Consider the following 21273-nt stretch of genomic DNA (forward strand, 5'->3'; position numbering starts at 1 on the left):
AAAAAAAGCGCCCACGATGCCGAAGCACCAGTGGACGCCTTTATCCCGAAGACGCATGCGCCGCCGTTGGCGCATCGTCAAAAATGGTTAATCCGATAATGCAAAGTGAATGCCAGGTTTTAACCCGCAATTTCCGGGGCGCTAACCGAACTCCCCTCGCCTGCACGCACCTTAATCAGGCACAAAATGCCCGCTGACCGTGCAGCTACTCCTTTGGTGTTACCTGCCATAAATTCTTCACCATCAGCAGCGCGCGGGCGATATCCACCATCCTTTGGTTCTTGTCCATCGCCATTTTGCGCAGCGCCGTCCAGGCCTGTTCCTCACTCATATTCTGGTGGGTCATCAGCACGCTTTTCGCTTTATCAATGACTTTGCGCTCTTCAAGCGTATCGCGCAGCGATGCAAGCTGGCGCGAGAGCTGTTCTATCTCGCGTGCCTGCTGGCGCACCAGGGTGAGCAACGGTTTTTCCGGATACTGTATCAGCGGGTCGTCCTGCTCATCGGCGGGAGGCACGTACTCATCGTTACGGTAAATACGCTCGTCCACCGCCGTCATCAGATCGGCGATGAGCGTCTCCTCCAGCGTGCGCAGATGCTCAAGGCGCGCGGTTTGCAGAGCAAACCAGGCCAGAGCGGTAAGGCCATCATCCGCGGCAGGCTGGCGAGTACAGGCTACGCGCCGGAGTTGCTCCGTTTCACGATCGGGCTGGCAGTGGAGAGAAAAGGTGGTCTGGACGTCAGCGGAGCTGTGTGAGAGAAAAATTTCAAAGCAGGCCTGCTGCCCGTCGATGCGGTCAACCAGCCTCTGGCGAGTCACATCATCGAAAAAGCCCTGCGTGAAGCCAATCGCCCCCAGGGCCCGCTCCTGTCCCGCCAGCTCTTTCCCCTGCATCAGGCTATAAAGGGCAACAAAACGCCCGGCGATTTGCGGATCGTCAATGCTGTCATTGAGCTGCGGCACGATACTGAGCAGATGGCGAAGCATGCGGGAGTAGTCTTCCATCGCCTGCGGCGCCGTTACCGTTTGCTGAATAACACCGTCGCGCAGCGCGGGAAGCATGTCCAGGCTCTGAAGCGCGCCGCCGATACGTTCACAAACGGTACTTCCCGGGATCGGCGACTGTTTTTCAAGAATGTCATAAAGTGCAGCGAGGTTTTCATCCACCAGCGCCCGGCTGGCTTTGCATTCAGGGGCGTAGAGCTTACCCTGTGAGCAGAGCCAGACGTTGGACGCCCCACGCTCGCACTGTAACATATGCACCAGTTGGCTAATGCCGTGCACAAGCACGCCAAGCTGTGCCAGCTTGCTGAGCTGCTCCCGGCGCATCATTCTTGCGCGCTCGAGCCATTCGCCAGCGCCTGGCGAAATGCCAGCCATTAATGTCATGCTTACTCTCCAGAACAGCGAAACTCGGGAAAGCTAAGCAATATTCGTGCCTTTATAAGAACAGGAGTCAACATGCAAAAGATTGTGATCGTCGCCAACGGTGCGGCTTACGGCAGCGAATCCCTTTTCAACAGCCTGCGCCTGGCGATTGCGCTGCGTGAAAAAGAGAGCGACCTGGCGTTACGACTCTTTTTAATGTCGGACGCGGTCACCGCGGGGCTGAAGGGTCAAAAACCGGCAGAAGGCTATAACATTCAGCAGATGCTGGAGATCCTCACCGCGCAAAACGTGCCGGTGAAGCTGTGCAAGACCTGCACCGACGGCCGCGGCATTACCGGTCTGCCGCTGATTGATGGCGTAGAGATTGGTACGCTGGTGGAGCTGGCCGAGTGGACGCTGTCCGCCGATAAAGTATTAACTTTTTAATAATAAACCCGTAAAAATATTATTTTCTTATGGACGCGGTTTCAGCATCAAGTTTACCTGCGGGGTTGCCGATAGGCATGGAAACAACACAGCAGGTATTTCACTTATGTTCAGATCGATTCGTGCACGCATCATCGTGGCGACGGCAGGCTGTCTGGTCGTCGCCCTTCTCCTTAATACCGTTATCAACTTCCAGGTCACGCGCCAGGATAACCAGCAGTCCCAGCGCGATATCCTGACCAGCACCAGCGCCAGCCATAACATGGCGATTGCCGACTGGGTAAAAAGCAAGATGACGGTGATCGCCTCCGCGCAGACCGTTGCGCTGAATGACGACCCGGTTCCGGTGTTTAAACAGCTTGCGCAGGCGGGTGGATTCACCAACGTCTATGTTGGCTACGCCAGCAAAACGGCGAAATTCTCTGAACCGGCGGGCGTTCCGGCGGACTATGACCCGACTATTCGCCCGTGGTATCAGCAGGTGGTCAGCACGGACGGTCCGGTTGTCACCGCGCCCTACGTTGACGCGGGGACCGGTAAACTGGTGGTAACCTTTGCGGTGCCGGTGAAAGAAAATGGCACGCTCAAAGCGGTCGTGGCGGGCGATGTGGCGATGGACAGCGTGGTGGCTAACGTGCGCGGGATCCATCCAACTCCGGCCAGCAGCGGGCTGCTTCTGAACAGCGACGGCAGCGTGATTGCCGCTAACGATCCGGCTCTGACGCTGAAACCGTTTGGTGAGACGATCAAGGGCATTGATTTTGCTGCGCTGAAAAGCGGTAACCCCGTCGACGGAACGCTGAACGACGCGGAAAAAACCTTCGTGGCGACAGCCGTGCCGGGCACAAACTGGCTGTTAGTCATCGCGCTCGACAGCGGTGACGCCACCTCCGGCATGCGTTCCCTGCTTAAAGCCTCGGGGATTTCGCTGGTGATCCTCGCACTCCTGAGCGCGGCGATTGTGCATTTCCTGATTGCCCGCCTGCTCAAGCGTTTGTCCGACATTCGCGACGCGATGCACAACATTGCTAACGGCACTAACGATCTGTCCCAGCGCCTGCCGGATAACGGCGAGGACGAGGTCGCGCAGATTGCCCAGGCCTTTAACGCCTTCAGCGATAAGCTGTCGGTGGTGATGGTGCAGCTCCGTGACGCCAGCGAATCGGTAAAAAACGCCGCGCAGGAGATTGCCGCAGGTAACCAGGATCTTTCCGGACGTACCGAGCAGGCGGCATCCAGCCTGCGCGAGACGGCCAGCGCCGTGGAGCAGATCACCGCCTCCGTGACGCAGTCGAATGAATCGGCGGCAGAAGCGAACGACCAGGCGAGCAAGGCCTCAGCGGCCGCGGCGCGCGGCGGCGAGGTGGTATCGCAGGCGATCAGCACCATGCAGTCCATTGAAGTCGCGTCGGCAAAAATTGGCGATATCACCAGCGTGATTGACGGCATTGCTTTCCAGACCAACATTCTGGCGCTGAACGCCTCCGTCGAGGCGGCGCGTGCGGGTGAGCAGGGACGCGGGTTTGCCGTCGTAGCAGGTGAAGTGCGTAACCTGGCAAGTCGTAGCGCTCAGGCGGCGAAAGAGATCAAATCGCTGATTGACTCCACCACCGACAGCGTGGCAACCGGCTCCCGCTACGTGCATCTGGCGGGGGAAAGCATGGATGAGATCCGCTCCAGCATCGGCAGCGTCTCTGGCATCATGCGCGAAATCTCCATCGCCACCAGCGAGCAGATGAAAGGGATTCATGAGATCAACCACGCGGTGACCCATCTCGACAGAATGGTTCAGCAGAACGCCGAGCTGGTGGTGGAATCCGCCGCTGCCGCGGGTGCCCTGCAGAGCCAGGCGGGCGACCTTGCTGAAACAGCCGGGCATTTCCGCATTTAATCTTCTTCCGGCGCGCGTTTAGCGGGTAAAACGCGCGCCAGCGTAAATTTTGAGGAATTTTGTCATTTTTGTTTAATCGTTATGCCATTTTTTGATCAAAATCAGCATCCCGCCCCCTCCCCTTTGGTGTTATGCCATGAGTGAATTGTGAACAACATCACGCTCGGATATGGCAGCAGGGAGAGCGTTGTTTAAGACTACGGGGTAAAAAATGGCACTGGTAAAAACAAGTTTGAAACTGTTTGGCGGGGATACGGTAGTGGTGCGTTGCTCAGAACGCTGTCGTATTCATCTGATGAGTTCGAAAGCACAAAAACAGTCCCAGGCGGATATTCTCACCGTACAGGACGATAAGGCCTGGCTTACCGTGCCGTATACCGGCACGTGGGATGTGCTGATCGATAGCCACAGCCAGTCGCTGGAGCATTCCGTCAGCTACGTGGCAGCATAAGTTTAAACGCCCGGCAAGCCGGGCGTATTGTCAGGCAAAACCCGGTCGCAGCGCGCTGTTGAGCGGGTTCCCTTCCAGCAGCGCCTTCACCTTCACCACCAGTTCATTCAGACAATCGTCCTTCATGCCGAGGCGGGTCAGCTCCTGATCGAGGGAGAAGAGATACTGCGCGTTGGTGCCCAGAGGCCCGCTGGCAGCGGCAATCAACGGGGCAATCACCTGCGTGCGGGTATCCGCTTCATACAGCGGATGGCGCGGATCCATAATAAACACCAGCGCATTGACGGTGCGTCCGTCGTCCAGTTCCAGCTTGCACCAGCTCGGCATATAGCAGCCGGTGATCATCTCGCGCTTCCAGAGCAGCGTGAGCTCCTCTTCCAGCGTGGCATCCGGCAGGCGATACGCCACGCCCGTGGTGCGCCCGCCCTCTTTCAGTGCAAGCATGCGCCCGGGCTGGCACGCGCTGCCGCGTCCGGCCGTCAGGCGCAGGCAAAATGCGCGATGCCAGCCAGGCAGCGTTCCCGTTGCCGATTCGACAAATTCCAGAGCCGGGTTCCACATCAGGGAGCCGTAGCCAAAAATCCATACCGGGCCATCATCCGGGCGGCAGGCAAGCGTAGCAGCGAGTGACGCCGCACGTTGTTCAGCTGACCAGAGAAGCGATTCCTCAATAGCACCAAATGCCGTCTTACAATCTGCTTTCATTAAGAAATCACGCGTTAACACTTTCCACCTCCGCCACTGCATGCTTCCTTGCGACATCTGTAATTCGCCTTCCCGGCATTTTATGCTGGTCATTTTGCCAGCAGTCGAATAACGATAAGCAATTAGCGGACCAGTTGCAATACAACGGAAGTTCAACCGCCTGAAAAGTCAAAATGAAGGCAGCGAATCATTTCACGGCTATTTCTTTTTATGCCATTTATCGTCGTCTCCTTTCTCATATTCATGTTTTACTGCGGCCCAGGCGACTTTGTGGGCCGTCTCTTCACGGCTGGCATCATCCCGGCGATCGTCCTTGTCTTTGTACTGATCCCAGGCGCTGTTAAACGCCTCTTTGTAGATATCCTGCGCATGAGCGGGCAGCACGTTTTGTACGTTATCCGGTAATTCGCGTTTCGCTTTATAGGGCATCACTAACCTCTCTTTTGGTTAAAGAGATAAGTGTGGACGACGATACGCCATGGTGCCACCCGGCAATAATTTATGAATAAATTACATTTTTAAATACTTGTTATTTAATGAGTAATCAATAAAGAGCTCGAATTATACCCATCATCAATGAAAATAATGACAAAGGGTAAAATTAAGTAAAAAATAAAGGGTATTTAACAGAGATCTGTTAATTTAATGACCTCAAAAATCTATCTATAATTACAAGCACCTGCATTGATGGAGAAGCACATGACAGCAACACACGAGGCGGTAAAGACCCGCCACAAGGAGACGTCACTCATTTTCCCGGTTCTGGCACTGGCTGTGCTGCTCTTCTGGGGAAGCAGTCAGTCACTGCCAGTGGTGGTTGGTATCAATATTCTTGCCCTGGTCGGCATCTTAACCAGCGCATTTAGCGTTGTTCGCCATGCGGACGTCCTGGCCCACCGTCTGGGCGAGCCGTACGGATCGTTAATTCTCAGCCTTTCCGTTGTTATTCTCGAAGTCAGCCTGATTTCCGCGCTTATGGCGACCGGCGATGCCGCGCCGACGCTGATGCGCGACACGCTCTATTCGATCATTATGATTGTGACGGGCGGCCTGGTAGGCTTCTCTCTGCTGCTGGGCGGGCGCAAATTTGCGACCCAGTATATGAACCTGTTCGGCATTAAACAGTATCTTATCGCCCTCTTCCCGCTGGCGATTATCGTGCTGGTCTTCCCGATGGCGCTGCCGGGTGCAAACTTTTCCACCGGGCAGGCGCTGCTGGTCGCACTGATTTCCGCCGCCATGTACGGCGTGTTTCTGTTGATTCAGACCAAAACGCACCAGAGTCTTTTTGTGTACGAGCATGAAGACGACGGCGACGATGATGACCCGCACCACGGCAAGCCGTCGGCCCACAGCAGCGCGTGGCATACGGTTTGGCTGATCGTGCATCTGATTGCGGTGATTGCCGTCACCAAGATGAACGCTAACCCGCTGGAGACGCTGTTAACCGAGCTGAACGCGCCGGTGGCGTTTACCGGCTTCCTGGTGGCGCTGCTGATCCTGTCGCCGGAAGGGCTGGGCGCGCTGAAAGCGGTGTTGAATAATCAGGTGCAGCGCGCAATGAACCTGTTCTTCGGCTCCGTACTGGCGACGATTTCACTTACCGTACCGGTGGTGACGCTGATTGCCTTTATGACGGGCAACGAGCTGCAGTTTGCGCTGGGCGCGCCTGAGATGATTGTGATGGTCGCCTCGTTACTGCTGTGCCAGATTTCGTTCTCAACCGGGCGTACCAACGTGCTGAACGGCGCGGCGCATATGGCCTTGTTTATTGCGTATCTGATGACGATATTTGCGTAATTTTATGCGGCGCGGGCTGATGCCCTCATCCCAACCCTCTCCCACAACAAAAAACCCGCCGAAGCGGGTTTTTTTATTAGTTGCTGGTATCCAGCTCGTCGAAGCTCTTCACCAGATCGTCAATCGCTTTGATCTGTTTCAGGAACGGCTCCAGCTTGTCCAGCGGCAGCGCTGATGGGCCGTCGCATTTCGCGTTAGCCGGATCCGGGTGCGCTTCAATGAACAGGCCGGCCAGGCCGGTCGCCATACCGGCGCGCGCCAGCTCGGTCACCTGGGCACGACGGCCGCCGGACGCGGCGCCAAACGGGTCGCGGCACTGCAGAGCGTGCGTCACGTCGAAAATCACCGGAGACTGACCGGAGACGTTCTTCATTACGCTGAAGCCCAGCATATCCACAACCAGGTTGTCGTAGCCGAAGTTTGCGCCGCGGTCGCACAGGATCACCTGATCGTTGCCGCCTTCGATGAACTTATCGACGATATTACCCATCTGACCAGGGCTGACGAACTGTGGTTTCTTCACGTTGATAACGGCGCCGGTTTTCGCCATCGCCGCAACCAGGTCAGTCTGGCGAGCGAGGAACGCCGGGAGCTGAATCACGTCCACCACGTCTGCCACCGGCTGCGCCTGTGAGGCTTCATGCACGTCGGTGATCACTTTCACGCCAAAGGTCTGCTTCAGCTCCTGGAAAATTTTCATTCCCTCTTCCAGGCCCGGGCCACGGTAAGAGTTGATGGAGGAGCGGTTGGCTTTGTCAAAAGAGGCCTTAAACACGTACGGGATGCCCAGCTTCTGGGTCACGGTCACGTAGTGTTCGCAGATACGCATGGCGAGATCGCGGGATTCCAGCACGTTCATGCCGCCAAACAGTACGAACGGCAGGTCGTTTGCTACCTTGATATCACCAATGCTAACCACTTTTTGTTTCATAGGATCGCCTTATTCAGGTGTGAATCGGAATTAAGATTAATGCAGTGTAATTTGTTTGTGCGAGATCGCGTTGATCTGCGCACGAATCATTTCGCTAATGGGGTCTTCCGGACACTGCTCGACGAAATAATTCAAATCATTCAGCGCCACGTGCTCACAGTCGAGCTGCGCGTAGATCAGCCCACGATCGCGAATTTCGTAGGGATCTTCCGGGTTGAACTGCAGCAGCACTTCGCTGGCGCGCAACGCCAGCTCCATCTGACGCTCTTCCATTAACGCAGACTTCAGCGTATCCAGCAGCTTGCGGATCACTTCTGCGTTATCCGCCTCGTCGAGATCTTCGTTGAAGAGTTCAGCCACCGGGCTGATATTGCCTTTCAGCCACACGTCCAGCGTATGTTCATCCAGCGTGTCGCCGTTGAAAGGATTAATGAGCCACATTTCGCCGTCCAGCCACTCAGCGCGCAGGATCATCTGCGTCGGGAAAATGACCGGGACCAGCGGAATATCCAGACGGTGCGCGACCCACAGCAAAATAGAGCCCAGCGCCACGGCGCTGCCCTGACGATTTTTTAAGACCTGGTCCAGCCATAACGCGTCAGACAGGCGATACACGCCCCGCGTGTCGCAGAAACCCCATTCGCCGTAGAAAAGCTCCAGCAGCTTCTCTAATTGCCAGTCTTGCGGGCGAGCCTGATTAATCTCTTCACGCGCCAGGCTGACCAGATTCTCCAGCTCATCGTAGACAAACTGCGACGTAAAATCGTCGCGAATCATCTCAGAAATCAGGATCATGCCATCGCAAAGCGGCACTTTATTAAATTCGAAATCGGCTAAGGACCTCATGACTTACCCCAGTAACGGTATTCTTGTGGTGGCGAGTTTAATGATGATGTACAGCACCACCAGACCCAGCAGAAAGGCGATAAACCCGACCTGCTGGCTGCGCGGACGACGACGCCCAAGCGCGATAAAACCCAAAACGATGTAGATGATAACGCCAAACAGCTTTTCAGTCAGCCATGCACCTTTATCAGTAAATGGCAGATAGCCGGTCTTCCACATGAGCCCGGCACCGGAAAGGAGCAATAGCGTGTCGATGCAGTGCGGTGCGATACGCACCCAGCGGGCATCCATCAGAGGATTGTTGCTGTAGCGCCACCAGTAACGGACGATGAAAAAGCTGACGGTCAGCGCAACGGAAATGAGGTGGGCGGTAATGAGCACGGTAAACAGGCTCATAGCCACTGCCCCAGCGTCAGGCGTTCGTTGCCGCCGTAGTCGCGGCAGGTTTCGACAGCGGCGTAACCTGCTTGCGTAAACAGTGCCCGCACGGCTTCTCCCTGCGTCCAGCCATGCTCCACGAGCAGCCAGCCGCCGGGAAGTAAATGTTCCCGTGACGTTGTCACAATGTGTTCGAGATCGGCTAATCCCGCGTTGGCGGCCACGAGCGCCGTCAGCGGTTCGAAGCGCACGTCTCCCTGCGCAAGGTGCGGGTCATGTTCGTCGATATAGGGAGGATTGCTGACAATCATCGCAAATGAGCGATTCTCCAGCGCGGCAAACCAGCTGCTTTGCAGCACCGTCACGTTGCGAAGCCCGAGACGTTCCACGTTACGCTGCGCCAGCGCCACCGCATCGGACATCACATCCACCGCCGTCACCGTGCAGTCGGGCCGCTCGGTAGCGAGCGCCAGCGCGATAGCCCCGGTCCCGGTACCGAGATCGAGAATGCTGCAGGCCGCCGCCGGTAAACGCGCCAGCGCCTGCTCCACCAGACACTCGGTGTCCGGACGCGGGATCAGCGTCGCCGCCGAAACGTACAGCGGTAACGACCAGAACTCACGCTCACCGACAAGGTGCGCCACCGGCTCGCCGGTTTTACGGCGGGCAAGCAGCGCGCCGAGCTGCGCTTCCTGTTCCGCGGTCAGTTCGGTTTCGCCAAAAGCCAGCAGATACGTGCGGGCTTTACCCGTCACATGCTCAAGCAAAATTTCGGCGTCGCGTTTCGGGCTTTCGCTTTCTGAAAGCTCACCGGCCGCCTCACGTAACCAGCGCTGAAAATCCATTAGTCCTGCTCTGACAGCGCCGCCAGCTGGTCGGCCTGGTATTCCTGCACGATAGGCTCGATCAGCATATCCAGCTTCCCTTCCATTACCTCGTCCAGACGGTACAGCGTCAGGTTGATGCGGTGATCGGTTACGCGCCCCTGCGGGAAGTTATAGGTGCGGTTACGGTCGCTGCGATCGCCGCTGCCCAGCAGGTTACGGCGTGTAGACGCTTCCGCCTGCTGGCGTTTCGCCATTTCAGCTGCGTGAATACGCGCGCCCAGCACGGACAACGCTTTGGCTTTGTTTTTGTGCTGCGAACGCTCGTCCTGACATTCAACGACGATGCCGGTCGGCAGGTGTGTAATACGGATAGCGGAATCGGTGGTGTTAACGTGCTGACCGCCCGCGCCAGAGGAGCGGAACGTATCAATACGCAGGTCCGCAGGATTGATGTCCGGTAGTTCAGCTTCCGGCAGCTCCGGCATCACCGCAACCGTACAGGCGGAGGTGTGAATGCGGCCCTGAGATTCGGTGGCCGGCACGCGCTGCACGCGGTGACCGCCGGATTCAAACTTGAGACGACCGTACACGCCGTCGCCGCTGATCTTGGCGATAACCTCTTTGTAGCCACCATGTTCGCCTTCGTTGGCGCTCATGATCTCCACGCGCCAGCGACGCGATTCGGCGTAGCGGCTGTACATGCGGAACAGATCCCCGGCAAACAGAGCCGCTTCGTCACCGCCGGTACCGGCGCGCACTTCCACAAACGCGTTACGCTCATCGTCCGGATCTTTCGGCAGCAGAAGCACCTGAAGCTGCTGCTCCATCTCTTCAGAACGCGCTTTCGCATCCTGCAACTCTTCCTGCGCCATCTCGCGCATTTCAGGATCGTCGAGCATCATCTGCGCGGTTTCGATATCTTCCTGAACCTGTCGCCAGTCGGTAAAGCATTTAGAAACATCACTTAACTGCGCGTATTCACGCGAGAGCGCGCGAAAACGTTCCTGGTCCGCAATGGTCCCGGCATCCCCGAGCAGCGCCTGTACTTCTTCATGGCGCTCGTGCAGAGCTTCCAGTTTAGCGACGATAGAAGGCTTCATAGGCGTAAGTGCACCTTGTCTTAGAAAATGGGTATAGGGCGCTATTCCAGCCCGAGGCTGTTGCGCAGAATAGTCAGGCGTTCATCATCCCCGTCACGGGCAGCCTGCTGAAGAGATTTGGTTGGTGCATGGATCAGGCGGTTGGTCAGTTTCCACGCCAGATCCTGCATAATCGCATTTGCGTCGCCGCCCTGTTCAAGGGCCGCTAACGCTTTGGCAGTCAGGTCATCACGCACCTGCTCCGCCTGCCCGCGGTACTCGCGGATGGTCTCGCTGACGCTTTGCGCGCGCAGCCAGGCCATAAACTCACTGGTTTCCTGCTCAACGATGGTTTCCGCCTGAACTGCCGCCGCTTTACGCTGGGCAAGGTTGTGCGAAATGATGCTTTGCAGGTCATCCACGCTGTAGAGATAGGCGTTAGGCAGCTTGCCCACTTCCGGCTCAACATCCCGCGGGACGGCGATATCCACCAGCAGCATCGGCTGATTACGGCGGGACTTCAGCGCACGCTCCACCATCCCTTTTCCGATAATCGGCAGCGGGCTGGCGGTTGAGCTGATAATAATGTCAGCCTCTTTCAGGCGTTCATCGATGTCGCTCAGGGCAACCACCTCTGCACCCACTTCATCCGCCAGCACCTGCGCGCGTTCGCGGGTGCGGTTTGCGATAATCATCTTTTTCACTTTATGCTCGCGCAGATGGCGCGCCACAAGTTCGATGGTTTCGCCCGCCCCCACCAGCATCACGGTGACGGTAGAAAGGGATTCAAAGATTTGGCGTGCAAGGGTGCAGGCCGCGAAAGCAACAGAAACCGCACTGGCACCAATGTCGGTTTCTGTTCGCACACGCTTCGCCACGGAGAACGACTTCTGGAACATGCGCTCCAGCTCGCTGGCCTTCAGATGCCCTTTTTGCGAATCCGCAAACGCTTTTTTCACCTGACCCAGAATTTGCGGCTCGCCCAGCACCAGCGAATCCAGCCCGCTGGCGACGCGCATCAGATGGCTGACGGCATCGTTGTCCTGATGCCAGTACAGGCTGTTGCGCAGCTCGTCTTCATTGAGGTTGTGGTAGTCACATAGCCAGCGGATCAGCGCTTCGTGCAGGTTGTCCTGCTCTTCCACGCTTAAATACAGCTCGGTACGGTTGCACGTCGAGAGCACCACGCCACCCTGCACCATAGGCTGTGCAAGCAGGCTGTCCAGCGCCAGGTCAAGCGTATCCGGCGAAAACGTCACGCGTTCTCGCAGCGAAACCGGAGCCGTTTTGTGGTTGATGCCGAGTGCTAATAGGGTCATGTTGAGCGGGAGTAGTACCAGCGTTAATAAGGTTAGCAGAACGCATCATACAGGATGCGCGAGATCAATAAAAGGGACTGCCTCCTTTCGGAGTAATAGGTTACACAACCCTTTGAGATAATTTGAACGTAGACGGTAGCCCCCTTCGACGCTAGCATTAACAGTTATAACTGCAACGTATCTCAAGGATTTGTCCTCATTATGACCCGACTGATTCGCCTGCTGCCGCTGGCAGCACTGGTTCTGACCGCGTGTACCGTCACCCAACCAAAAGGCCCGGGCAAAAGCCCTGATTCACCGCAGTGGCGTCAGCACCAGCAGGACGTCCGTAATTTGAACCAGTACCAGACCCGCGGCGCTTTCGCTTATCTCTCTGACGAACAAAAGGTTTATGCCCGCTTCTTCTGGCAGCAGACGGGGCAGGACAACTACCGCCTTCTGCTGCTGAACCCGCTGGGCAGCACCGAACTGGAGCTTATCGCCAAACCGGGCGAAGCGCAGATCACCGATAACAAAGGCCAGCACTATACCGCGACCGATGCCGAAGAGATGATTGGCAAGCTGACCGGGATGCCTATCCCGCTCAACAGCCTGCGCCAGTGGATCCTTGGCCTGCCGGGTGAGGCAACTGACTACACCCTTGATGACCAGTACCGTCTGAGCCAGGTGAACTACACCCAGAACGGCAAAACCTGGAAGGTGGTGTACAGCGCCTATGACAGCAAGAGTAAACCGTCGCTGCCATCAAACATGGAGCTGACGCAGGGCAGCCAGCGTATCAAGCTGAAAATGGACAACTGGATCGTTAAATGATGACCCACTGGCCCTCTCCGGCAAAGCTGAACCTGTTTTTATACATTACCGGCCAGCGTGCTGACGGTTATCACACCCTGCAGACGCTGTTTCAGTTTATTGACTATGGCGACACGATCTCTATTGAACTGCGCCAGGACGGGCAGATTTGCCTGCTAACGCCGGTCGAAGGCGTGGCGCATGAGCACAACCTGATCGTGCGCGCCGCGCGTCTGCTGATGAAAGCCGCGGCGGAATCGGGCCGTCTGACCGCGGGAAGCGGTGCGGATATCCGTATCGAGAAACGCCTGCCGATGGGCGGCGGTCTGGGCGGTGGATCATCCAACGCCGCCACCGTGCTGGTTGCGCTGAACCACCTCTGGGGCTGCGGGCTGTCGAAGGACGAACTGGCAGCCCTGGGCCTGACGCTGGGGGCGGATGTCCCGGTGTTTGTGCGCGGTCATGCGGCCTTTGCTGAAGGCGTGGGTGAGATCCTCTCCCCGGCTGAACCGCCGGAGAAGTGGTATCTGGTTGCCCATCCTGGCGTGAGCATTCCGACGCCGGTCATCTTTAAAGATCCTGACCTGAAAAGGAATACCCCGGTTCGGTCAATAGAAACGTTATTAAATTGTGAATTCAGCAACGATTGCGAGGATATCGCAAGAAAACGTTTTCGCGAGGTTGATGCGGTGCTTTCCTGGCTGTTAGAATACGCGCCGTCGCGCCTGACTGGTACAGGGGCCTGTGTCTTTGCTGAATTTGACACCGAATCCGCCGCTCGTCAGGTGCTTGAGCAAGCGCCGGTTTGGCTGCATGGTTTTGTAGCACGCGGGATGAACACCTCCCCCCTACAGCAGACCATTCTGGCGCAGACTGAGTTTCGGTGACAACGTCACCCTGTTCCAGACGTTGCATCGCGCTCTTTAATACACCGCCTGGATAGCCTTCGCCTGGCCCGCACAGTTTGCGGCGAACGCTATCCACCACTGGACGCATGCCTGAGGTTCTTCTCGTGCCTGATATGAAGCTTTTTGCTGGTAACGCCACCCCGGAACTAGCACAACGTATTGCCAACCGCCTGTACACTTCCCTCGGCGACGCCGCCGTAGGTCGCTTTAGCGACGGCGAAGTCAGCGTACAAATTAACGAAAATGTACGCGGTGGTGATATTTTCATCATCCAGTCCACCTGTGCTCCAACAAACGACAACCTGATGGAATTGGTTGTTATGGTCGACGCCCTGCGTCGCGCTTCAGCAGGCCGTATCACTGCTGTAATCCCTTACTTCGGCTATGCCCGTCAGGACCGTCGCGTCCGTTCCGCACGTGTGCCAATCACCGCTAAAGTTGTCGCTGACTTCCTGTCCAGCGTCGGCGTTGACCGCGTACTGACCGTTGACCTGCACGCAGAGCAGATCCAGGGCTTCTTCGACGTCCCGGTTGATAACGTATTCGGCAGCCCAATCCTGCTGGAAGACATGCTGCAGCTGAACCTGGATAACCCAATCGTGGTTTCTCCGGACATCGGCGGCGTGGTACGTGCCCGCGCTATCGCTAAGCTGCTGAACGATACCGACATGGCGATCATCGACAAACGCCGTCCGCGCGCTAACGTTTCTCAGGTGATGCACATCATCGGTGACGTTGCTGGCCGTGACTGCGTGCTGGTTGACGACATGATCGATACCGGCGGTACGCTGTGCAAAGCAGCTGAAGCGCTGAAAGAGCGTGGTGCCAAGCGCGTATTCGCTTACGCGACTCACCCGATCTTCTCCGGTAATGCGGTAAACAACCTGCGCAACTCTGTCATTGACGAAGTGGTGGTATGCGATACCATCCCACTGAGCGACGAGATCAAAGCACTGCCAAACGTGCGTACGTTGACCCTGTCCGGGATGCTGGCCGAAGCGATTCGTCGTATCAGCAACGAAGAATCCATCTCAGCAATGTTCGAACACTAATCGAACACGGCCGAAAAACCCGCTGCGGCGGGTTTTTTTGTCTCCGGGTTTTATTTGTATGATTAATGCCTCCTTCACCTGCCATTCATATGACAGATGATGCGCATACGGATGATAGATAATTGTGAAAAACGTAGCCTCCTCACATGTTCTGCCCTTTCGCGCCCTCATCGACGCCTGCTGGAAAGAGAAGTACACCTCGTCACGCTTTGTTCGTGACCTGATTGCCGGGATCACCGTCGGCATTATCGCCATCCCGCTGGCGATGGCGCTGGCGATTGGCAGCGGCGTTGCGCCGCAGTACGGTCTGTACACCTCGGCCGTTGCCGGGATAGTCATTGCCCTGACGGGCGGCTCGCGCTTCAGCGTCTCCGGCCCGACCGCCGCCTTCGTGGTGATCCTCTACCCGGTTTCACAGCAGTTTGGTCTGGCAGGCCTGCTGGTCGCCACCCTGATGTCCGGCGTCTTTTTGATTCTGTTTGGTCTGGCCCGCTTTGGGCGGCTGATCGAGTACATCCCCCTTTCCGTGACGCTGGGGTTCACATCGGGGATTGGTATTACCATCGGAACCATGCAGATCAAAGATTTCCTCGGCCTGCAGATGCCCCACGTACCGGAGCACTATCTGCAAAAAGTGGGGGCGCTGTTTATGGCGCTGCCGACGGCCAATATGGGCGACGCCGCCATCGGGATTGTGACGCTGGGCACGCTGATCGTCTGGCCTCGCCTCGGTATTCGTCTGCCGGGCCATCTGCCCGCGCTGCTGCTGGGCTGCGCGGTGATGGCGATCGTCAATATGTTCGGTGGTCACGTCGCGACTATCGGCTCGCAGTTTCACTATGTTCTGGCGGACGGTTCACAGGGTAGCGGTATTCCGCAACTGCTACCGCAGCTGGTGCTGCCGTGGGACATGCCCGGCTCCAGCTTTACCCTAAGCTGGGATTCCCTACGCGCCCTGCTTCCCGCCGCGTTCTCTATGGCAATGCTGGGGGCAATTGAATCCCTGCTCTGCGCCGTCGTTCTGGACGGCATGACCGGCACTAAGCACAAAGCCAACAGCGAACTGGTCGGTCAGGGATTAGGCAACCTCGTCGCGCCGTTCTTCGGCGGTATTACCGCAACGGCAGCCATCGCCCGTTCTGCGGCCAACGTGCGCGCGGGTGCAACCTCACCGGTTTCGGCGGTTATCCACTCCGTGCTGGTGATCCTCGCCCTGCTGATCCTCGCCCCGCTGCTCTCCTGGCTACCGCTTTCCGCCATGGCCGCCCTGCTGCTGATGGTGGCCTGGAACATGAGCGAGGCGCACAAGGTGGTGAACCTGCTTCGTCGCGCGCCGAAAGACGACATCATCGTGATGCTGATCTGCATGTCGCTGACCGTGCTGTTCGATATGGTTATCGCCATCAGCGTCGGGATCGTGCTGGCTTCCCTGCTGTTTATGCGCCGTATCGCGCAGATGACGCGCCTTTCCCCGGTTAACGTCGAGGTGCCTGACGATGTGCTGGTGCTGCGCGTGATTGGCCCGCTGTTCTTCGCGGCGGCGGAAGGTCTGTTCAGCGATCTGGAGTCCCGCATCGCGGGCAAACGGGTTGTGGTGCTGAAATGGGATGCCGTACCGGTGCTGGATGCAGGCGGCCTGGATGCCTTCCAGCGCTTTGTGAAACGTCTGCCGGAAGGCTGCGAGCTGCGGGTGAGTAACCTGGAGTTTCAGCCGCTGCGCACCATGGCGCGCGCGGGCGTACAGCCTATCCCTGGCCGACTCTCCTTCTACCCTAACCGTGAAGCCGCGTTAGCGGATCTGTGAGTCTCATGATGCAGAGAAACGTCTCTGCATCATCACCCCGATCGCCTGCTGGAGCCATGCAAGCACGGCAGGCGTCATCCAGGTTCCTTTCATCAGGTGCGGCTCCTGCTGCATGGCAGTACGAAACTTTTGCTGAGTTTCCGGGTTCTTGCCCGCGTAAGACTGGAACAATGCCAGCCAGTTTTCAGCCAGCTTTTGCGCCTCCTCACAGGCAGGATCGATATTTTCCCGCTGCGCCTGATGCAGTTTCGCCACCAGCGGCGGCCACTCCATCATGCGGTCAAAGTAGTGTGCCCGGGTAAAGGCCATCTCTTCGGCAGTGAGATACTTCTCCCATATGAAGAGCTTAGACTCAGCAAACGCGCGCGTGATGTAATCCGTCATCTCCGGCGTGATGCCGGTCTGCGCCTGCATCTGCGGTTCAACGCTGTGCATCTCGTTCAGCCGGGTGAGAAACTCCGGCTTGCCCGCCGTGTCCTGCTCAAGGCGCTCCATCCAGCGCGTCGCCAGATCCATCGCCCGGGCGTCAGTAGCGGGTATATGGTGCTCCAGCAGCGTGTTGGCCTCTGCAACCAGCCCTGACCAGATAGCCGCCAGCGCATCCTTCTGCACCGCAAACGGCAGCTGCTGTAACTCTTCTTTGCTAAACCAGCGATCGTACATATTCATTAACTCCAGAGTCTGTAGCCAGGATTCCAGATCCGGCGTCGCATCGTCGAGAAGCCCGGTTCGCAGCTCCACCAGCCGATCGCGCAGCGTATGTATGCTGCGCAGCTGTTTATCCAGCAGCGTGATTTGCGCATCGAGTAACTCGGTTAACGACAGCGACTCCTGTTCCAGGAAATCCCTGATTTCAGCAAGTTCCAGCCCCGCTTTTGCCAGCGCCTGGATCATATGCAGACGCTGGACATCCGCCAGGTTGTAAAGCCGGTAACCTGCCGCGCTTCTGGCAGAAGGCAGCAACAACCCTGTTTGCTCATAGTGGTGCAATGTCCGCACGGTGATCCCGGCGCGTTTCGCCAGTTCACCCACCTGAATCAACATAACTGCTCCTTTTTCTTTGCCAGTGGCGCCACTCTGGAGCCTTACGTTACGTGAGGGTCAACCCTTGATGCAAAAAAAAACGACTCCCTCGGGAGCCGTTTCGGCGTTCTTTATCGTAGCACTAGCTGTGCTTATGCTGATCGCGACGACAGCGTTTGTCGTAGTGGCGCACCCACCAGTATTTATCGCAGACTTCCTCATGGCCGCTCACGCGCGCCCCTGCAAGCCACAATACCGCACCAACGAAGATGCTCAATATCGCGCCGTGCGCGAAGTATTGCGGGAGGTCAATCTGAGGTAACTGGTTTAAAATGGAATAACCCACGCCGGCTACCATCACGAACAGCCCCAATCCCATCAGTACGTTACCGAGTAACGAAGCGTTTTTGCGTTTCATGTGTCACCTCCGGAACTTTGGGTTGTCAGGGGAAAAGCCCCTAATCCTTGTGTGTAAAGTATAGACAACGCCCCTTTTATGAGTTGCGTGAATGATCACAATTACAGATAAGTCCCAAACAAAAGTTTACAAATAAGGCTTTGAACAGCTTGAAATTCTAATGGTTCAAATCAGAAATTATTCGTATTTCGCTGGGAAGATCGCAGAATTTTGTCAAGCGGCGCGCCAGACAGTAAACTACGCGCCAGATCTGGAACCCATTAGGAATTGAATCGTGACGATTAAACTGATTGTCGGCCTCGCCAACCCCGGCGCAGAGTATGCGGCCACCCGCCACAACGCCGGGGCATGGTACGTCGATCTGCTGGCCGAGCGGTTACGTGCTCCCCTGCGTGAAGAACCTAAATTCTTCGGGTATACCTCACGTATCAACCTTGCTGGCGCGGATGTTCGTTTACTGGTGCCCACCACCTTTATGAACCTGAGTGGTAAAGCGGTGGCGGCAATGGCAACGTTTTATCGCATCAATCCGGATGAAATTCTGGTCGCACACGATGAGCTGGATCTCCCGCCCGGCGTGGCAAAATTCAAGCTGGGCGGCGGGCACGGCGGCCACAACGGCCTCAAAGACATCATCAGCAAGCTGGGCAATAACCCGAATTTCCACCGTTTGCGCGTTGGAATCGGCCATCCGGGCGATAAAAACAAAGTTGTCGGTTTCGTACTCGGTAAGCCCCCGGTTTCTGAGCAGAAACTGATTGACGAGGCGGTAGACGAAGCGGCGCGCTGCACTGAAATCTGGCTGAAAGATGGGTTAACCAAAGCGACAAACCGCTTACACGCTTTCAAAGCGCAATAATCCGCCCGATTCGGCTTTTTTACCGCGCGTCATGCGGGTTACGTGTATAATAGGCGTAGTTATTTACTTTTCATCAATCGGTTATCGTTAACGGATTGATTATCAAGATATTAAGGTGATTTAGAAATGGGATTCAAATGCGGTATCGTCGGTCTGCCAAACGTGGGCAAATCCACCCTGTTTAACGCGCTTACCAAAGCGGGTATCGAAGCGGCGAACTTCCCGTTCTGTACCATCGAACCTAACACCGGCGTTGTGCCAATGCCGGACCCGCGTCTGGACCAGCTCGCGGAAATCGTTAAGCCGCAGCGCATTCTGCCAACCACCATGGAATTCGTGGACATCGCGGGCCTGGTAAAAGGCGCGTCCAAAGGTGAAGGTCTGGGTAACCAGTTCCTGACCAACATTCGTGAAACCGAAGCGATCGGCCACGTTGTGCGCTGCTTCGAGAACGACAACATCATCCACGTTAACAACAAAGTGGATCCGGCTGACGACATCGACGTCATCAACACCGAGCTGGCGCTCTCTGACCTCGACACCTGCGAACGCGCTATTCACCGCGTGCAGAAGAAAGCCAAAGGCGGCGACAAGGACGCGAAAGCGGAACTGGCTGCGCTGGAAAAATGTCTGCCACAGCTGGAAAACGCGGGCATGCTGCGCGCGCTGAAAAACCTGACTGAAGAAGACAAGGCGGCGATCAAATACCTGAGCTTCCTGACCCTGAAGCCAACCATGTACATCGCCAACGTTAACGAAGACGGTTTTGAGAACAACCCGTACCTCGACAAAGTGCGTGAAATCGCGGCGGCTGAAGGTTCTGTGGTTGTGGCGGTTTGCGCTGCCGTTGAATCCGATATTGCCGAGCTGGACGACGCTGACCGTGAAGAGTTCATGGCCGAGCTGGGTCTGGAAGAGCCGGGCCTGAACCGCGTGATCCGCGCGGGCTATGAGCTGCTGAACCTTCAGACCTACTTCACCGCTGGCGTGAAAGAAGTGCGTGCGTGGACGATCCCTGTGGGTGCGACAGCTCCTCAGGCGGCCGGTAAGATCCACACCGACTTCGAGAAAGGCTTTATTCGTGCGCAGACTATCGCGTTTGAAGACTTTATCACCTACAAGGGTGAGCAAGGCGCGAAAGAAGCAGGCAAGATGCGTGCGGAAGGTAAAGACTACATCGTTAAAGATGGCGATGTGATGAACTTCTTGTTTAACGTTTGAGTTGTTTTGAATGAAAAAAATCCACGCTTTGGCGTGGATTTTTTTTCATAAATTACCGATTTCCGCCCTCTTTCGCAGATAGAACTCAAGGTATTTTTTAGGTCTATCCTGAAACGCACGCTCTTTGCCGTAGTTATAAGCATCGTTGAAATATTTATACGCTTCATCGAATTGATTCAACTCGTAACAGACCATGCCGAGGTCGATTGATGGTGCAGTGTCTATATTCGATCCACGTGTGCGCAACGTCGTCTCTCCCCATTTCTTCGCCTCATCGTAATCCTCAAGATCAAAGTAAGCGCTGTACATGCACGCAGCGATCCAGTTAGCAAATTCCGATTCAAACTTTGGCTCAGCAAGAGCTTGCCAGGCTTTTTGGTATTGTTCTAAAGCTTCGGCGTATTTTTGGTTGTCGTGAAACTCGTTTCCTTTTTCTACAAGAGATGTAACTCTTTTTTCATCGAATTTATAGCATACGTTTTTCATATATTTATTCATTATCATTCGAAAAGAGATCTCCTTGCCTATATAAAAGGGATATAAGCGATAAATGCCTTCAGAAGCAGGGAGGTCTCTAAAAGAAACTAACCAAAAAAGAAATATTTAAAAGCTTCTGCCTCAACATCCTTAAGCTTGCTTTTTAGCATTAAATCGATATCTTCCAGAAAGTCCTCTCTGAAATTAAAATCATCATCTGTAGCATCACCATCATATTTACTTTGTTCTATCTCAATGGCAGAACAAAAAGCATCCAAAAAGTCGGCTAACGAATTGGAGATAATGAAATTTCTTTTTTGAATACTACCATAAACAGGAGATGTAATATTTTGGGTATCACAAAAAAGAACATCTCCATTTCTTTCAGCAAAGATTATATATTCATCGCGCCAGGTCGTGTCATTTTGAACTCGCCAGCCTGATAACATTTCATTAAGCTCTTGGGACTCAACAATCTGTATAAAGAAAGTACCATCAAATGTTGGGTGGTCATTTAAAATCAAATGGCTATAAAAAAAACGAATTTCGCCATTTAAATTCACTGGAAAAGAAGTTTCATTTTCATCGTCTGTATAGTCTATCTCTCCCATATTTAAATCATTCATTTTGAATTTGCTAACAAAGTCTTGGACTGCATTTTGTATGTTCATCTTTC

23 protein-coding genes are annotated in these 21273 nt (G+C 55.6%); 10 read left to right on the forward strand and 13 right to left on the reverse strand.

All coding sequences use genetic code 11. The annotated features are described in order from the left end of the window. Nucleotides 1–205: 205 nt before the first annotated feature. Nucleotides 206–1390 carry a nitrate regulatory protein NasR gene (gene nasR, locus UR289_RS06360; protein WP_320709468.1) on the reverse strand — a complete coding sequence of 395 codons (1185 nt, stop codon included), beginning with the start codon at nucleotides 1388–1390 and terminating at the stop codon, nucleotides 206–208. A 72-nt stretch (nucleotides 1391–1462) separates the two neighbouring features. On the opposite strand from nasR, the gene UR289_RS06365 reads away from it, so the two are divergent. The 3 genes from UR289_RS06365 (at nucleotide 1463) to UR289_RS06375 (ending at nucleotide 4158) form a co-directional block, all read left to right on the forward strand. After that, entirely contained in the window at nucleotides 1463–1816 is a 354-nt protein-coding gene (locus UR289_RS06365; RefSeq protein WP_008499522.1) for a DsrE/DsrF/TusD sulfur relay family protein, read from the forward strand. A 106-nt stretch (nucleotides 1817–1922) separates the two neighbouring features. Next, nucleotides 1923–3707 carry a methyl-accepting chemotaxis protein gene (locus UR289_RS06370; protein WP_047061040.1) on the forward strand — a complete coding sequence of 595 codons (1785 nt, stop codon included), beginning with the start codon at nucleotides 1923–1925 and terminating at the stop codon, nucleotides 3705–3707. A 211-nt stretch (nucleotides 3708–3918) separates the two neighbouring features. Next, complete coding sequence (locus UR289_RS06375) at nucleotides 3919–4158, forward strand: DUF1883 domain-containing protein (RefSeq protein WP_010432930.1); 240 nt, start codon at nucleotides 3919–3921, stop codon at nucleotides 4156–4158. A gap of 30 nt (nucleotides 4159–4188) precedes the next feature. On the opposite strand, the gene UR289_RS06380 is transcribed toward UR289_RS06375, so the two are convergent. Then, the gene (locus UR289_RS06380) at nucleotides 4189–4884 is read right to left on the reverse strand and encodes a gamma-glutamylcyclotransferase (RefSeq protein WP_047061041.1); all 696 of its coding nucleotides are present in this window, start codon (nucleotides 4882–4884) and stop codon (nucleotides 4189–4191) included. Nucleotides 4885–5061: 177 nt separating this feature from the next. Continuing rightward, nucleotides 5062–5292, reverse strand: coding sequence for a putative cation transport regulator ChaB (gene chaB / locus UR289_RS06385; protein WP_023312121.1), 231 nt, complete (start codon nucleotides 5290–5292; stop codon nucleotides 5062–5064). A 270-nt stretch (nucleotides 5293–5562) separates the two neighbouring features. Here chaB and chaA point away from each other — a divergent pair, with 270 nt between their 5' ends. After that, nucleotides 5563–6663 carry a sodium-potassium/proton antiporter ChaA gene (gene chaA, locus UR289_RS06390; protein ID WP_023312122.1) on the forward strand — a complete coding sequence of 367 codons (1101 nt, stop codon included), beginning with the start codon at nucleotides 5563–5565 and terminating at the stop codon, nucleotides 6661–6663. Nucleotides 6664–6739: 76 nt separating this feature from the next. Here the strand turns inward: chaA and kdsA are convergent, their stop codons facing one another. Genes kdsA through hemA form a run of 6 tightly spaced genes read right to left on the reverse strand, consistent with a single transcriptional unit; the run spans nucleotide 6740 to nucleotide 12043 of the window. Next, nucleotides 6740–7594: a 3-deoxy-8-phosphooctulonate synthase gene (gene kdsA, locus UR289_RS06395; RefSeq protein ID WP_023335996.1), complete on the reverse strand. Its 855-nt coding sequence runs from the start codon at nucleotides 7592–7594 to the stop codon at nucleotides 6740–6742. A 36-nt stretch (nucleotides 7595–7630) separates the two neighbouring features. Further along, entirely contained in the window at nucleotides 7631–8440 is an 810-nt protein-coding gene (gene sirB1, locus UR289_RS06400; protein ID WP_023312124.1) for an invasion regulator SirB1, read from the reverse strand. Between the two features lie 3 nt (nucleotides 8441–8443). After that, complete coding sequence (sirB2, locus tag UR289_RS06405; RefSeq protein WP_048975300.1) at nucleotides 8444–8836, reverse strand: invasion regulator SirB2; 393 nt, start codon at nucleotides 8834–8836, stop codon at nucleotides 8444–8446. Beyond that, the gene (gene prmC, locus UR289_RS06410) at nucleotides 8833–9663 is read right to left on the reverse strand and encodes a peptide chain release factor N(5)-glutamine methyltransferase (RefSeq protein ID WP_320709474.1); all 831 of its coding nucleotides are present in this window, start codon (nucleotides 9661–9663) and stop codon (nucleotides 8833–8835) included. Before prmC ends, sirB2 begins: the two co-directional genes overlap by 4 nt. Further along, nucleotides 9663–10745, reverse strand: coding sequence for a peptide chain release factor 1 (gene prfA / locus UR289_RS06415; RefSeq protein ID WP_023335998.1), 1083 nt, complete (start codon nucleotides 10743–10745; stop codon nucleotides 9663–9665). Before prfA ends, prmC begins: the two co-directional genes overlap by 1 nt. A 41-nt stretch (nucleotides 10746–10786) precedes the next feature. Then, the gene (gene hemA, locus UR289_RS06420; RefSeq protein ID WP_023335999.1) at nucleotides 10787–12043 is read right to left on the reverse strand and encodes a glutamyl-tRNA reductase; all 1257 of its coding nucleotides are present in this window, start codon (nucleotides 12041–12043) and stop codon (nucleotides 10787–10789) included. Between the two features lie 201 nt (nucleotides 12044–12244). Here hemA and lolB point away from each other — a divergent pair, with 201 nt between their 5' ends. The 4 genes from lolB (at nucleotide 12245) to dauA (ending at nucleotide 16599) form a co-directional block, all read left to right on the forward strand. After that, the gene (gene lolB / locus UR289_RS06425) at nucleotides 12245–12856 is read left to right on the forward strand and encodes a lipoprotein insertase outer membrane protein LolB (protein WP_023312128.1); all 612 of its coding nucleotides are present in this window, start codon (nucleotides 12245–12247) and stop codon (nucleotides 12854–12856) included. Continuing rightward, complete coding sequence (gene ispE, locus UR289_RS06430) at nucleotides 12853–13722, forward strand: 4-(cytidine 5'-diphospho)-2-C-methyl-D-erythritol kinase (protein ID WP_320709476.1); 870 nt, start codon at nucleotides 12853–12855, stop codon at nucleotides 13720–13722. The genes lolB and ispE overlap by 4 nt, the downstream gene beginning before the upstream one ends. A 125-nt stretch (nucleotides 13723–13847) precedes the next feature. Then, on the forward strand, nucleotides 13848–14795 hold the full coding sequence (gene prs, locus UR289_RS06435; RefSeq protein ID WP_003856663.1) for a ribose-phosphate diphosphokinase: 948 nt from the start codon (nucleotides 13848–13850) through the stop codon (nucleotides 14793–14795). 124 nt (nucleotides 14796–14919) lie between these two features. Continuing rightward, nucleotides 14920–16599 (forward strand): C4-dicarboxylic acid transporter DauA, encoded by a 1680-nt coding sequence (gene dauA, locus UR289_RS06440; RefSeq protein WP_320709478.1) that lies wholly within the window; start codon nucleotides 14920–14922, stop codon nucleotides 16597–16599. 3 nt (nucleotides 16600–16602) lie between these two features. Here dauA and UR289_RS06445 read toward each other — a convergent pair whose 3' ends face one another. Beyond that, a complete protein-coding gene (locus tag UR289_RS06445) occupies nucleotides 16603–17643 on the reverse strand; it encodes a MerR family transcriptional regulator (RefSeq protein ID WP_320709480.1) in 1041 nt (346 codons plus the stop codon). Between the two features lie 121 nt (nucleotides 17644–17764). Continuing rightward, nucleotides 17765–18040, reverse strand: coding sequence for a stress-induced protein YchH (gene ychH / locus UR289_RS06450; protein ID WP_023312132.1), 276 nt, complete (start codon nucleotides 18038–18040; stop codon nucleotides 17765–17767). A 274-nt stretch (nucleotides 18041–18314) separates the two neighbouring features. On the opposite strand from ychH, the gene pth reads away from it, so the two are divergent. Together pth and ychF are read left to right on the forward strand one after the other, a co-directional pair. Further along, on the forward strand, nucleotides 18315–18899 hold the full coding sequence (gene pth, locus UR289_RS06455) for an aminoacyl-tRNA hydrolase (RefSeq protein WP_023336005.1): 585 nt from the start codon (nucleotides 18315–18317) through the stop codon (nucleotides 18897–18899). A gap of 126 nt (nucleotides 18900–19025) precedes the next feature. Further along, nucleotides 19026–20120, forward strand: a complete 1095-nt coding sequence (gene ychF, locus UR289_RS06460; RefSeq protein WP_010432886.1) for a redox-regulated ATPase YchF — start codon at nucleotides 19026–19028, stop codon at nucleotides 20118–20120. Nucleotides 20121–20165: 45 nt separating this feature from the next. Here the strand turns inward: ychF and UR289_RS06465 are convergent, their stop codons facing one another. Further along, nucleotides 20166–20624, reverse strand: coding sequence for a hypothetical protein (locus tag UR289_RS06465; RefSeq protein ID WP_231113490.1), 459 nt, complete (start codon nucleotides 20622–20624; stop codon nucleotides 20166–20168). A gap of 80 nt (nucleotides 20625–20704) precedes the next feature. After that, nucleotides 20705–21268, reverse strand: a complete 564-nt coding sequence (locus UR289_RS06470; protein ID WP_064672672.1) for a hypothetical protein — start codon at nucleotides 21266–21268, stop codon at nucleotides 20705–20707. Nucleotides 21269–21273: the final 5 nt, after the last annotated feature.

The sequence above is a fragment of the Enterobacter sp. 302C9 genome, assembly GCF_034106085.1.
In the GTDB taxonomy this organism is placed as follows: Bacteria; Pseudomonadota; Gammaproteobacteria; order Enterobacterales; family Enterobacteriaceae; genus Enterobacter; species Enterobacter asburiae_B.